Source organism: Thalassospira xianhensis MCCC 1A02616, assembly GCF_003326475.1.
Lineage (GTDB): Bacteria > Pseudomonadota > Alphaproteobacteria > Rhodospirillales > Thalassospiraceae > Thalassospira > Thalassospira xianhensis.
The window spans coordinates 116,907-130,670 of sequence record NZ_JPWA01000004.1 but is presented as its reverse complement, the minus strand read 5'-3'; the positions used below and the strand labels follow the sequence as shown (position 1 = coordinate 130,670).

Annotated in this window: 11 protein-coding genes and 2 tRNA genes; 12 read left to right on the top strand and 1 reads right to left on the bottom strand. The window is 55.5% G+C overall.

The features are described from left to right. Positions 1–93: 93 nt before the first annotated feature. From lon to TH5_RS05415, 4 genes are all read left to right on the top strand, one after another. Positions 94–2,505, top strand: coding sequence for an endopeptidase La (gene lon / locus TH5_RS05430; RefSeq protein ID WP_114121002.1), 2,412 nt, complete (start codon positions 94–96; stop codon positions 2,503–2,505). A gap of 262 nt (positions 2,506–2,767) precedes the next feature. Beyond that, complete coding sequence (locus TH5_RS05425) at positions 2,768–3,040, top strand: HU family DNA-binding protein (protein ID WP_007089403.1); 273 nt, start codon at positions 2,768–2,770, stop codon at positions 3,038–3,040. A gap of 110 nt (positions 3,041–3,150) precedes the next feature. Continuing rightward, a tRNA-Val gene (locus tag TH5_RS05420) sits at positions 3,151–3,227 on the top strand. Positions 3,228–3,416: 189 nt separating this feature from the next. Next, positions 3,417–4,085, top strand: a complete 669-nt coding sequence (locus TH5_RS05415; RefSeq protein WP_114121001.1) for a hypothetical protein — start codon at positions 3,417–3,419, stop codon at positions 4,083–4,085. A 1,193-nt stretch (positions 4,086–5,278) separates the two neighbouring features. Here TH5_RS05415 and fliG read toward each other — a convergent pair. Continuing rightward, entirely contained in the window at positions 5,279–6,298 is a 1,020-nt protein-coding gene (fliG, locus tag TH5_RS05410) for a flagellar motor switch protein FliG (protein ID WP_062948556.1), read from the bottom strand. 314 nt (positions 6,299–6,612) lie between these two features. On the opposite strand from fliG, the gene TH5_RS05405 reads away from it, so the two are divergent. The 8 genes from TH5_RS05405 to nuoG all read left to right on the top strand — a co-directional run bounded on the left by TH5_RS05405 (position 6,613) and on the right by nuoG (position 13,731). Further along, positions 6,613–6,689, top strand: a tRNA-Asp gene (locus TH5_RS05405). 287 nt (positions 6,690–6,976) lie between these two features. After that, positions 6,977–7,342: an NADH-quinone oxidoreductase subunit A gene (locus TH5_RS05400; RefSeq protein WP_007089406.1), complete on the top strand. Its 366-nt coding sequence runs from the start codon at positions 6,977–6,979 to the stop codon at positions 7,340–7,342. Then, positions 7,333–7,875, top strand: coding sequence for a NuoB/complex I 20 kDa subunit family protein (locus TH5_RS05395; protein WP_007089407.1), 543 nt, complete (start codon positions 7,333–7,335; stop codon positions 7,873–7,875). Before TH5_RS05400 ends, TH5_RS05395 begins: the two co-directional genes overlap by 10 nt. Positions 7,876–7,894: 19 nt before the next feature. Further along, positions 7,895–8,524: an NADH-quinone oxidoreductase subunit C gene (locus TH5_RS05390; protein ID WP_208638404.1), complete on the top strand. Its 630-nt coding sequence runs from the start codon at positions 7,895–7,897 to the stop codon at positions 8,522–8,524. Beyond that, on the top strand, positions 8,524–9,702 hold the full coding sequence (locus tag TH5_RS05385) for an NADH-quinone oxidoreductase subunit D (protein ID WP_037991326.1): 1,179 nt from the start codon (positions 8,524–8,526) through the stop codon (positions 9,700–9,702). Before TH5_RS05390 ends, TH5_RS05385 begins: the two co-directional genes overlap by 1 nt. Continuing rightward, complete coding sequence (nuoE, locus tag TH5_RS05380) at positions 9,699–10,361, top strand: NADH-quinone oxidoreductase subunit NuoE (RefSeq protein ID WP_114121000.1); 663 nt, start codon at positions 9,699–9,701, stop codon at positions 10,359–10,361. The genes TH5_RS05385 and nuoE overlap by 4 nt, the downstream gene beginning before the upstream one ends. 1 nt (position 10,362) lies before the next feature. Then, entirely contained in the window at positions 10,363–11,643 is a 1,281-nt protein-coding gene (gene nuoF / locus TH5_RS05375) for an NADH-quinone oxidoreductase subunit NuoF (RefSeq protein ID WP_062948564.1), read from the top strand. Positions 11,644–11,670: 27 nt separating this feature from the next. Beyond that, on the top strand, positions 11,671–13,731 hold the full coding sequence (gene nuoG, locus TH5_RS05370; RefSeq protein ID WP_114120999.1) for an NADH-quinone oxidoreductase subunit NuoG: 2,061 nt from the start codon (positions 11,671–11,673) through the stop codon (positions 13,729–13,731). Positions 13,732–13,764: the final 33 nt, after the last annotated feature.

Genomic DNA, 13,764 nt, shown 5'->3' with positions numbered 1-13,764 from the left:
AATTTCAGATTATCTTTTGAATGTTCGCGTTACTGGCGGGGCCTATGGCAGGACCCCAGCAACGTTTTGGCTCAGAATAGGGAATAGAACATAATGGTTGAATTGGCGCGTGGCGAAATTTACCCGGTACTGCCGTTGCGCGACATCGTAGTGTTTCCGCACATGATTGTTCCGCTGTTTGTCGGACGTGAAAAATCAGTGCGCGCACTTGAAGATGTTATGCGCGAGGACAAGCAGATTCTGCTTGTTACCCAAAAAGATGCGGGTCTTGATGACCCGTCTGTCGACGATCTGTATGAAATCGGGACTGTCGCAACCGTGTTGCAGCTTCTGAAGCTGCCGGACGGGACGGTCAAGGTGCTTGTCGAAGGTGGCAAGCGCGCGGAGATTTCCGGTTTCGTCGACAATCCCGAATTTTTCCAGGCTTATGCCGCTGTTCGCGAGGAAGCTGACGAGGATGACAGCGAGCTTGAAGCGCTTGCGCGTTCCGTCGTGACCCAGTTCGAACAATATATCAAGCTGAACAAGAAGATACCGCCGGAAGTTCTGGTATCGGTTAATCAGATCGAAGAGCCCGCGAAGCTTGCCGATACGGTGGCATCGCATCTGTCGCTCAAGATTTCCGAAAAACAGGAACTTCTGGAAACGACCCTTGTCGGGGATCGTCTGGAACGCATTTTCGGTTTCATGGAATCGGAAATCGGCGTCCTGCAGGTCGAGAAAAAGATCCGCAACCGCGTCAAGCGCCAGATGGAGAAAACCCAGCGAGAGTACTATCTGAACGAGCAGCTTAAAGCCATTCAGAAGGAACTGGGCGAGGGCGAAGACGGCAAGGATGAAGCTTCTGAAATCGAAGAGAAGCTGAACAAGGCCAAGATGCCGAAGGAAGCCAAGGAAAAGGCCCAGGCCGAGCTTAAGAAGCTGCGCAATATGAGCCCGATGTCCGCCGAGGCCACCGTGGTGCGCAACTATCTTGACTGGATGGTGTCGATTCCGTGGAACAAGCGTTCGCGTGTTTCGCTTGATCTGAAAAAGGCCAAAAAGGTGCTCGACAAGGAGCATTATGGTCTTGAGCAGGTCAAGGAACGCATCCTTGAATATCTTGCGGTTCAGGCGCGTATCAAAAAGGTCAAAGGCCCGATTCTATGCCTTGTCGGTCCCCCGGGTGTTGGTAAAACCTCGCTTGGGAAATCGATGGCCAATGCGACCGGTCGTACGTTCGTGCGTATGTCGCTTGGCGGGGTGCGTGACGAGTCCGAAATTCGCGGTCATCGCCGGACCTATATCGGTTCCATGCCTGGTAAAATCATCCAGGGCATGAAAAAGGCGAAATATTCCAACCCGCTTTTCCTTCTCGACGAGATCGAGAAAATGGGTTCGGATTTCCGTGGTGATCCGGCTTCGGCGTTGCTTGAAGTTCTTGATCCGGAACAGAATTCGACCTTTAACGACCACTATCTAGAAGTCGATTACGATCTTTCGGATGTGATGTTCGTTACGACGGCCAACAGCCTGCGCATGCAGCAGCCGTTGCTCGACCGTATGGAGATCATCCGGATTTCGGGTTACACCGAGGATGAAAAAGTCGAAATCGCCAAGCGCCACCTGATCCCGAAACAGGTCAAGGAAAGCGGCCTGCGTAAGGGCGAGTGGAGCATTTCGGATGACGCGCTTCGCGATCTGATCCGTTATTACACCCGCGAGGCCGGTGTGCGTAGCCTTGAGCGTGAGCTGGCGAAGCTTGCGCGTAAGGCGACCAAGCGCATCATGCTTGAGAACCTGAAAACCGTTCGCGTAACCCCGCGTACGCTTGGCAAATATGCCGGCATTCGCAAGTTCCGTTATGGCGAAACCGAAGGCGAAGATCAGGTCGGTGTTGTTACCGGTCTGGCCTATACCGAATTCGGCGGTGATCTGCTGCAGATTGAATCGGTCACCGTACCTGGCAAGGGCAACATGAAAACCACCGGTAAACTCGGTGAAGTCATGACAGAATCGATCCAGGCGGCAACGTCGTTTGTCCGTTCGCGGGCCACCCAGTTCGGCATCAAGCCGACCCTGTTCCAGAAACGTGACATTCACGTTCACGTTCCGGAAGGGGCGACGCCAAAAGACGGTCCGTCGGCCGGTGTCGGCATGGTGACGTCGGTGGTTTCGGTTCTGACGGGCAATCCGGTTCGCAAGGATGTCGCAATGACGGGCGAAATCACGCTTCGCGGTCGTGTGCTTGCGATCGGTGGTTTGAAAGAAAAGCTTCTTGCGGCCTTGCGCGGCGGTGTGAAGATCGTCCTGATCCCGCAGGAAAACGAAAAGGATCTGGAAGACATTCCGGACAACGTCAAACGCGGCATGGAAATCATTCCGGTTTCCCATGTTGACGAGGTTCTCAGCCACGCGCTGGTCAATCCGCTGGTTCCCATCGAGTGGGAGGAAGAGGTGGATGACGTTGCTGTCAAAACCAAGGACGGCGAAGAATCGGAAGTCGGTGGTGTTACCACTCACTGATAAGCGAAAAAAACGTTCGAAAACCGGGGGGATGGCGGCGCCATCCCCCCTTTTCTGTGGATAACTTTGGCCAAGAATCGGCATTGATCCACAGCGGCAGGGCTGTAAAGACGAAAAAAATCAAAAAAACGTTCGAAACCGCAGAAAACTGCGTCTCTCGCATTGACGAGAACTTGGCGACCTGCTTACACTGCCCATGCAACAGGTTTGGGGCAAACCAAATTTCCTCATAACTCCGAACGTCCAATAAGGGGGCCAGGAAGTGAATAAAAACGATCTCGTTGGAAGTGTAGCTGCTAAAGCCGATCTGTCCAAAGCGGACGCTGCTAAAGCCGTTGACGCTGTTTTCGATTCCATTACCGAATCTCTCAAAGGCGGTGACGAAGTTCGTCTCGTCGGTTTCGGTACCTTCGCTGTCGCTGCTCGCGCTGCTTCAAAAGGTCGCAACCCGCGCACCGGTGAAGAAATCGACATTCCGGCATCGAAACAGCCGAAATTCAAGGCTGGCAAAGGTCTTAAGGACGCCGTCAACTAAGTTTGACGAAGTTCTGAAAAAAAATGCCGGTGACAAGCGTCACCGGCATTGCTTTTTCAAAAAAGCATGTTATGTTCCGCCCGCTTCCGCAAAACGGGGCATCAAAATACGGGTGATTAGCTCAGCTGGTTAGAGCATCTCGTTTACACCGAGAGGGTCGGGAGTTCGAATCTCTCATCACCCACCATTCTTGCAAAAGTCGGCCTCGCGCCGGCTTTTTGCATTTTCGGGTCATTCCATTTTCTTTTTGCGAATCAGCACATTATCGCAGTGCACCGCGAATCGTCGGTCAGAATCGAAACGCGATGCAACGGTTGACGCCATAGCGCCTGACAGGCAAGCTTGATCAAGCAACACCAGCCAGGATGACGCCGCGATGACCATGATCTCCGAAATCCCGTTTTTCGTGCTTGTGGCGTCGTTGCGCAGGCGGGCTGTCCATCAGGGGCAATTGATCGCGCGGGGGGCTCTGGTGGCGATTATAGCGCCCCTGATGCTGGTTGGCTGTTATCTGCCCGATGACTTCACCATTGATCTTAATGTCGAACAGAATGGCGATTACCGGTTCAGCTATCGCGGGTTGCTGGTGCAGCCGACCATTACCGAGGCCCTTCTGAACGAAGAAATTGATGCCGACGAAGAAGAGGAACGGGTTGCCAAGGTGCTAGCGGACCTGAAACGCGATTCCGGTGTCAAACAGCTGACCTATCAGGGCGAGGGCATTTTCAATATTGTCTATGAACGGCGCAGCAACATCATGCGCGACAAAAGCTTTGTATTTGTCCGGCGCAATTCGCGAATCCTTGAAATGTTCTTCCGCGCGGAATCGAACACCGTTGAAATACGCGGCGGCTTCGTTCCTGACCAGTATGAAGAACGTCTGACCGCACTTGGCTATCAGATGACCGGCAAGATCGAATTGCGCACCACGGCAGGTATCCGCAGCCACAACGCAGCCGAGTTTGTCAAAACAGCGGGTCAGAACAGGCTGCGCTGGGAAATCAAATCGATCACCGATCCGGTGCCGAATGTGATCATCGGATAGGGAGCGGGCCGGGGAAATCGGGCAGGCTGATCTGGCCCGAAAGATCGGGAATTTTCATTGACCGGGATGTGCCGGGCTACATTTCCCGATGACGCTGTTTTCCTGGGTAACGTCGATGAACGCATATGCGCACTACAGGAACTTTGTATCCTGTCTTTGTCGATGGCATTCAAAATTGTTCTTGATTTGTTCTTTGTTTGGTGGTAAGGATATATCATCAACTTGATAATTGCGCCTGCATTGTGGGCGAGAGGGGCCGGAATCTTTGGATTTCCGGCCCTTTTTTGTGTTTTGGAAAACCCCGAAAATCCGGGGCAATCCCTGCGTGGTGCCGTCACAGGATGTTTGCAGGGCAAACGGAACGGGCGAGGCATGTGCTGTTCCCAAAGAAAGAGGGCAATGATGGTGAATGTCGGTGATTTCGATGACGAGGGGCCGTGAGGCCGTGCGGGCGCAGGTTGAGGCGCTGTAGGAGTGGGGCAGGCGGGGATGCCTGTTGGTTCCCGCATAACGACCCCGGCGGGCATGGAGGTTCCATGCGGCGGGGTATCCGGACTGTCATGTGAGCGGAGGAAGATAAATTCACGGCGCGGTGCCAGCCGTTTTATGAGGCATCCATATCAGGAGCGATCCGCCCGAAACGGCCAAAAGTCATTACGGAAGTGGTGCGCCAATCGCACAACAAAGGGAGCGATAATCAGCCGTCCCGGTTTGGGGCGCGATTGGTCGGGACCCGGACCCGGACCGGATGGCGAGGCCGCAAGGCATCGAACGGAGGCCTTCAGACCGAGACGACCAAAAGTCATTACGGGAGTGTTTTATCAACCTTGCAAAAGAGCGAGGCAACAAGCTGCCATTCCGGCTTGGTCGTGGTTGGTTGGGGCTCGGACTGGATGCCACGGGTATCGGGAGGTGCTGGGGCAGCACCAAGGGCATTAGGCCGCCACCATCTTCGGGAAGGGTGATTTGGTCCTGTGTGGCAGGTTCCTTGGCGGGCTGAGTGGTCATCATCCAGGATTCCCGGCAGCCGTCAGGCGAACGGGGCCGCAGGTTGTTTGGGGCATCGAGAGGAGGGGAGATCCGTCTGGAGTGGCTAAGGGACTTTGCCAAAGTGGCGTGCTGACTGCGCAAAAGGAAAGGGACGGCAAGCTGCCGTCCCGTTTTTCGTTCGAGGCCCGGATTGGATGCAGGGGTCAGTAGACCATTTCGTCCTCGCCCCCCCCTTCGGAGATGACGATCTGGCCTTGGGCTGCGAGTTCCTTGGCGAGCTGGACGATCATCATCTGGGATTCCTCGACATCCGACAGGCGGACGGGGCCCAGTGCGTCCATGTCTTCGCGCATCATCTTGCCGGCACGTTCGGACATGTTTTTGAAGAACAGATCGCGCATCGCATCGGTCGAGCCTTTGAGGGCCAGTGCGAGTTTGTCTTTTTCGACCTGACGGAGCAGCGTCTGAACGCCGTTGTTGTCGAGACGGGCCAGGTCTTCGAAGGTGAACATGAGGGCCTTGATCTTTTCCGCAGAGTCGCGGTTGCGTTCCTCGAGGGCGGTGAGGAAGCGGTCCTGGCTTTGGCGATCCAGGCTGTTGAAGATGTCGGCCATCAGTTCGTGGTTGTCGCCGCGCGAGCCGCGCGCAAGGTTCGACATGAATTCGGTGCGGAGTGTTTTCTCGATATTGTCGAGAACCTCTTTCTGCACGGCCTCCATGCGCAGCATACGCATGATGACCTCCATCGAGAAGTTTTCCGGCAATAGCGACAATACAGCGGCCGAGTGGGATGATTTCAGTTTCGAAAGCACCACGCCAACGGTCTGGGGGTATTCGTTTTTGAGGTAGTTGGCGAGAACCGCCTCGTTCACGTTGTTGAGCTTGTCCCACATGGTGCGGCCGGCGGGGCCGCGAATCTCTTCCATGATGCCGTTGACACGGTCTTCGGGAAGGACTTTGGACAGCAGGCGTTCGGTCGTATCGAACGAACCGACCAGCGAGCCGGTCGAGGAAAGCTGGTCTGCAAATTCCACAAACAGACGTTCAACGATATTGGAGCTGATGGTGCCAAGACCCGACATGGTCTGGGAAATCTCTTTGATTTCCTCGTCATCCATCATGCTGAACATTTTGGTGGCGTGTTCTTCACCAAGTGCCAGCATCAGAATCGCGGCTTTTTCCGGGCCTGCAAGCGACCTGTATTCTTCTTTTACGCGCCCCACTGGTGGTCTTCTCCGTCACTGCGTTCATTCGCCGGGTTTGTTCACCCGGGCGAACATGCCTGTTTCTAGCGGCAAAGAATATAATCTATTTATCAACAATTCTATAAAAGCTAAGCGCAGGATGCAAAGGTAACTGACGAAACCGTCCCCGGAAGTGATTGGAAAAGCGTTATTTGTCCAAAAGCCGGGGCCTGTGATGTGTTTCACAGGGTGATGATCTCCGGCGCAATTGACGAGATGGTTGAAAACGCTGGTATCAGCTTGACTTGCCATAGGTGCTGGTCTAACAAAGGCGCGCCAATAGCTGGTCATTTGGGGGCGTAGCTCAGTTGGTTAGAGCGCCGGCCTGTCACGCCGGAGGCCGCGGGTTCAAGTCCCGTCGCTCCCGCCATGATCACGCATCTGTTGTCTTTGTTCGGACGTTTCGTCCTTTCCGCGATCGCCTTTTCACGTGCAGCGCATGTTGCTTTGCAAGAAACGGACTTGATCATGACGTTACGCGACCCGATATCGGAGAGCAGAGAATGGCAAAAAGATTAGGAAGTTTCCGGCCTTAGGCAGTGTTAAAACCGCTTACGGGGCTGGAACTTGTGCGGTGCATACGTTATGGTGCGCCGGTATAGGCCAGGTGGGGACCTGGTCGGGTCAAAAGAGGCCTGTTCTTGAGAGGTCAGAGAGATGCAAGAGCTTCTTTCGGAATATCTTCCGATCCTGATTTTCATCGGGATCGCCGTCGGTCTCTCGGCGGTTATCGTCATCGCGTCGCTGGTTCTGGCCAAGCAGGCTCCTGATGTTGAAAAACTGTCCGCATATGAATGCGGATTTGCGCCGTTTGAAGACGCGCGCATCAAGTTTGATGTCCGGTTCTATCTGGTCGCCATCTTGTTCATCATTTTCGATCTCGAAGTTGCGTTCCTGTTCCCGTGGGCTGTGACCCTTGGCGACATCGGCACCTTCGGTTTCTTTTCTATGGTGATCTTCCTGGCTGTGCTGACGGTCGGATTTGTCTATGAATGGAAGAAGGGAGCATTGGAATGGGAGTGAGCACCAATACAGGCGCCCCCCTGGCACCCGGTCAGGATCAGGATACCCTGCTTAAGGGCGTGTTCGACGAGATGAATGACAAGGGCTTTGTCCTTGCCAATCTCGACAAGCTGGCAAGCTGGGCAAGCACCGGTTCGCTGTGGCCGATGACATTCGGTCTGGCCTGCTGTGCTGTGGAAATGATGCATGCCGCCGCGTCGCGTTACGATCTTGACCGTTACGGTCTTGTGTTCCGTCCGAGCCCGCGTCAGTCCGACGTGATGATCGTTGCAGGGACGCTTACCAACAAGATGGCACCGGCACTTCGCAAGGTTTACGACCAGATGGCCGAACCGCGCTGGGTGATCTCGATGGGATCATGTGCGAATGGTGGCGGTTATTATCACTATTCCTATTCGGTGGTGCGCGGTTGTGATCGCGTTGTTCCGGTGGACGTATATGTTCCCGGGTGCCCGCCGACAGCCGAAGCGCTGATTTACGGCGTGATGCAGTTGCAAAAGAAAATCCGCCGTACCGGTGTCCTGACACGCTGATCCTTAATAGGGGGCTTGCATGAGCGAAGTGCTCAGCGATAACAGCGCCGCGCTGAAAGATCTTAAAGATCTAGTGGTGTCCCAGTTTGCCGACAAGGTTCTGGAAACCCAGTACCGTTATGGCGAGCTGTCCATCGTGGTCAAACGCGATGCTATTCTTAAAGTTCTGACGTTCCTTCGCGATGATGCGGGCTGCCTGTTCAAGCAGCTTGTCGACATTTGCGGGGTTGACTATCCCGAACGCGCCGAGCGTTTCGACGTCGTGTATCACCTGCTGTCGCTCAAGCATAACCTGCGTGTGCGCGTCAAGGTTCGTACCGACGAAGATACCCCGGTGCCAAGTGCCGTTCCCGTTTACAACGCCGCCAACTGGTTCGAGCGCGAGGCATGGGATCTGTTCGGCATCTTCTTTGACAATCACCCGGACCCGCGCCGTATCCTGACGGATTACGGTTTCGAAGGTCATCCGCTTCGCAAGGATTTCCCGCTGACCGGTTATGTCGAGGTTCGCTATGACGACGAGCAGAAGCGCGTTGTCTACGAGCCGGTGAAACTGGTTCAGGATTTCCGTAACTTCGATTTCGAAAGCCCGTGGGAAGGCATCCAGCATGTTCTTCCCGGCGATGAAAAGGCGGAGGGCAAGGCCTGATGTCGGAACAAAAAATCAAAAACATGACCATGAACTTCGGCCCGCAGCACCCTGCGGCGCACGGCGTTCTGCGTCTGGTTCTTGAAATGGACGGCGAGGTTATCGAACGCGCCGATCCGCATATCGGCCTTCTGCACCGCGGTACGGAAAAGCTGATCGAATATAAAACCTATATTCAGGCGACCCCGTATTTCGACCGTCTCGACTATGTCGCGCCGATGAACCAGGAACATGCCTATTGCCTGGCCATCGAGAAGCTGATGGGTGTCGAGGTGCCGAAACGCGCCCAGTATATCCGCGTCCTGTATGCGGAAATGGGCCGTATCCTGAACCATCTTCTGAACCTGACGGCCTTTGCGCTTGACGTTGGTGCGATGACCCCGCTGCTGTGGGGCTTCGAGGAACGTGAAAAGCTCATGGAATTCTATGAGCGCGCATGCGGTGCCCGTCTTCATGCCAACTATTTCCGTCCGGGCGGCGTTGCAGCCGATCTTCCGGCCGGGTTGCTGGCCGATATTGATGCCTGGTGTGATCAGTTCCCGAAATTCGTCAAGGATTTCGACCGTATCCTGACCGGCAACCGTATCTTCAAACAGCGTACTGTTGATATCGGGATCGTTTCGCCCGAGGAGGCCCTTGACTGGGGCTTTACCGGTCCGAACATCCGTGCATCGGGCATGGCGTGGGATCTGCGTAAATCGCAGCCCTATGACTCGTACGAAGATTTCGATTTCGATATTCCCATCGGCAAAAACGGCGACTGCTATGATCGCTTCCTGGTCCGTTTCGAAGAAATGAATCAGTCGCTGCGGATCATGAAGCAGGCCATTAAGGAAATGCCTGATGGTGCTGTTATCGTTGAAAATAACAAGGTGGCGCCGCCGTCGCGTTCAGAAATGAAACGCTCGATGGAAGCCCTGATCCATCACTTCAAACTCTTTACCGAAGGGTTCCACGTTCCGGCGGGCGAATGCTATGCCGCGGTCGAGGCACCGAAGGGCGAGTTTGGCGTGTATCTCATTTCGGATGGCTCGAACCGTCCGTATCGCTGCAAAATTCGCGCACCCGGGTTCCCGCACCTTCAGGGCATCGACTTCATGTCCAAGGGCCACATGCTGGCCGACGTCGTTGCCAATATCGGGTCGCTTGATATCGTGTTCGGTGAGATTGACCGATGAGCCATTTGAGAAGACCAGCTCCGAGAGAGCTTCAGCCTGTCAGCTTTGCGTTTTCCCCGGAAAACATGGAGCGGGCAAAAAAGATTATCGCCAAGTATCCGGAAGGCCGCCAGCAGAGCGCGGTCATGCCGCTGCTTGATCTGGCACAGCGTCAGACCGAGGGTAACTGGGTTCCGACAGTCGCAATGGATTACATTGCCGACATGCTCGATATGCCGGCCATTCGCGTCTATGAGGTGGCGACCTTCTATACGATGTATAACCTTGCCCCGGTCGGCAAGAACTTCATCCAGGTCTGCACCACGACCCCTTGCTGGCTGCGCGGTTCGGCGGATGTCGTTGATACCTGCAAGAAGGAACTGGGCATCGGAATCGGTGAAACCACCGAAGACGGCCAGTTCACCCTGATCGAGGTTGAATGCCTTGGCGCGTGCGTTAACGCACCGATGATGCAGATTAACGACGATTATTACGAAGACCTGACTGCCGATAGCACCAAGTCGATCCTTGATGCCCTGAAAAAGGGTGAAAAGCCGAAAGCCGGTCCGCAGATCGGTCGTCGCGGCTGCGAGCCGATCGATGGTCCCAAGGTTCTGAAGGCATTCTGTGGCTGCGGCGCTGCCGATCAGTCTGCTGATGCAAGCGAAGGGGAGGCCTGAGATGCTGCAGGATAAGGATCGTATCTTTACCAACCTGTACGGTTTTCAGGACTTCGGTCTTAAAGCGGCACAGGCGCGTGGCAACTGGGACGGCACCAAGGCCCTGATTGAAAAAGGGCGCGACTGGATCATCAACGAGATGAAGGCATCCGGTTTGCGTGGTCGTGGGGGCGCTGGCTTCCCGACCGGCCTGAAATGGTCGTTCATGCCCAAGGAATCCGATGGTCGTCCGAGCTATCTTGTGGTGAATGCCGACGAGGGCGAGCCTGGTACGTGCAAAGACCGCGAGATCATGCGCAATGATCCGCATACCCTGATTGAAGGCTGCCTTCTGGCCAGCTTCGCGATGAACGCCCATGCTGGATATATCTATATCCGTGGGGAGTTCTATCACGAGGCATCCAACCTTCAGCGTGCGATTGACGAAGCCTATGAAGCCGGTCTGCTTGGCAAGAATGCCTGCGGTTCGGGCTGGGATTACGACCTTTATCTGCATCTTGGTGCAGGGGCGTATATCTGTGGCGAGGAAACCGCGCTGATCGAAAGCCTTGAGGGCAAGAAAGGCCAGCCGCGTCTGAAGCCGCCATTCCCGGCCAATGCCGGTCTGTATGGCTGCCCGACGACGGTGAACAACGTCGAATCGATTGCTGTGGTGCCGGAAATCCTGCGCCGTGGCGGTGCATGGTTCACCGGTTTTGGCCGTGAAAACAACCACGGTACCAAGCTGTTTGCGATTTCCGGCCATGTCGAAAAGCCCTGCACGGTCGAGGAAGCCATGAGCATTCCGCTGCGCGAGCTGATCGACAAGCATTGCGGCGGTGTTCGCGGCGGCTGGGACAATCTTCTGGCGGTTATTCCGGGCGGTTCGTCCGTTCCGCTGATGACCAAAGACATTTGCGACAATGTGCTGATGGATTTCGATGCCCTGCGTGAAGTGGGATCGGGTCTTGGTACGGCGGCGGTGATCGTGATGGATAAGTCCACCGACATCGTTTACGCCATCGCACGTCTGTCGGAATTCTACCAGCATGAAAGCTGTGGCCAGTGCACGCCGTGCCGTGAAGGTACGGGCTGGATGGCGCGCATCATGGCGCGCATGGTCCGGGGACAGGCCACGCTTGATGAAATTGACCTGCTGTGGGATGTGACCAAACAGGTCGAAGGCCACACTATTTGTGCGCTTGGCGATGCAGCTGCATGGCCGATCCAGGGTCTGATCCGTCACTTCCGTCCCGAAATGGAACGGCGGATCAAGGAATATCGCGCACGGATCGCGGCCTGAGAGGGGCCTGTTGAGAGGGATTGAGACATGCCGAAACTGACAGTTGACGGTATTGAAGTTGAAGTAGAAGCCGGGGCGACAGTCCTTCAGGCCTGTGAAGAGGCCGGGAAGGAGATTCCGCGTTTCTGCTATCACGAACGCCTGTCAATCGCCGGCAACTGCCGTATGTGTCTGGTCGAGATGGAACGCGCACCGAAGCCGGTCGCGTCCTGTGCCATGCCTGCGGCAGATGGAATGGTGATCAAGACGGATTCCGATCTGGTCAAGAAAGCACGCAATGGCGTGATGGAATTCCTGCTGATCAACCATCCGCTGGATTGCCCGATCTGTGACCAGGGCGGTGAATGTGACCTTCAGGACCAGGCGATGGCCTATGGTTTTGACGCGTCGCGCTATGCCGAGAAAAAGCGTGCGGTGAAGGACAAGGAACTGGGCCCGATCGTCAAAACGATCATGACCCGTTGCATTCACTGCACCCGTTGCGTCCGTTTTTCCGAGGAAGTCGCCGGTGTCGGCACCATGGGTGCGGTTTACCGTGGCGAGGATACCGAGGTCGGACCGTATATCGAAGCATCGATCAATTCCGAACTTTCGGGGAACCTGGTCGATCTTTGCCCGGTTGGCGCGCTGACATCCAAGCCCTATGCGTTTACCGCACGTCCGTGGGAACTGAAAAAGACCGACAGCATCGACGTTATGGATGCGGTCGGATCGAACATCCGTATCGATTCCCGCAGTGCCGAAGTCATGCGCGTTCTGCCGCGTACCAATGACGACGTGAACGAGGAATGGATTTCGGACAAAACCCGTTACGCGATTGACGGCCTGAAACGCCAGCGTCTGGATCGTCCGTATGTCCGTGTCGATGGCAAGCTGAAAGCAGCAAGCTGGGACGAGGCATTTGCCGCGATCAAGGCAAAGGTTTCGGGGCTGGACGGCAAGAAGATTGCAGCAATTGCCGGTGACACGGTTGATTGTGAATCGATGACCGCCCTTAAGGATCTGATGGGGATCCTTGGTTCGCCGAACCTTGATTGCCGTCAGGACGGTTCGAAAATCGGCGGTCCGCGTGCATCCTATATCTTTAACACCACGATTTCGGGCATTGACGAAGCCGATGCCTGCCTGATCGCTGGGGCAAATGTCCGTGCCGAAGCACCGATCATCAATTCCCGCCTGCGCAAGCGCTGGCGTGCGACGGCCGGTGACTTCAAGGTTGGTATCATCGGCGAAAGCTGGGACCCGACCTATAAGCATGACTATCTTGGTGCCGGTGCCGAAACGCTTTCTGCGGTTCTCGATGGCAAAAACGATTTCGCCAAGGTTCTGAAAGCCGCCGAAAAGCCGATGATCATCGTTGGCATGGGTGCGCTTAACCGTGACGACAGCGATGCGGTTCTGGCGACCGTCCGGGCGATTGCCGACAAATACGGCATGGTTTCGGGCGAATGGAACGGCTTTAACGTCCTGCACACCGCCGCATCGCGCGTTGGTGGCCTTGATCTGGGCTTTGTTCCGGGCGAGGGTGGTCTTGCGACCAATGACATCCTTGATGCTGCGGCAAAAGGCGATGTCGAGGTTGTTTACCTGCTGGGTGCCGATGAAATCGACATGTCGAAACTTGAGAAGGCCTTTGTGGTCTATCAGGGGGCGATGGGCGATGCCGGTGCACAGGCCGCAGACGTGATCCTGCCGGGTGCTGCCTATACCGAAAAGAACGGTACCTACGTCAATACCGAAGGCCGCGCCCAGCAGGGCTGGCGCGCTGTTTTCCCGGTTGGCGACGCCAAGGAAGACTGGGCGATTGTTCGTGCGCTTTCGGGCGCACTTGGCCAGGCGCTTCCGTATGACAGCATTGAAGCCGTGCGTTCGCGCATGGTTGAGCTCAGCCCGACTTTCACCTCGCTGAATGCTGTTACCAAGGCAGAGTGGGCCGATTTCGGCAAGAAAGGCGATATGAAGCCAGACAGCTTTACCTCGCCGGTTCGCAATTTCTATATGACCGACCCGATCAGCCGTGCATCGGTGACGATGGCCAAATGTACAGAGGCCTTCGTCAAGGATGCGGCTGCCGAGAAGGTTGCCTGAGTTTGGGGGGCGGCGATGACATCGTCGCCCGTC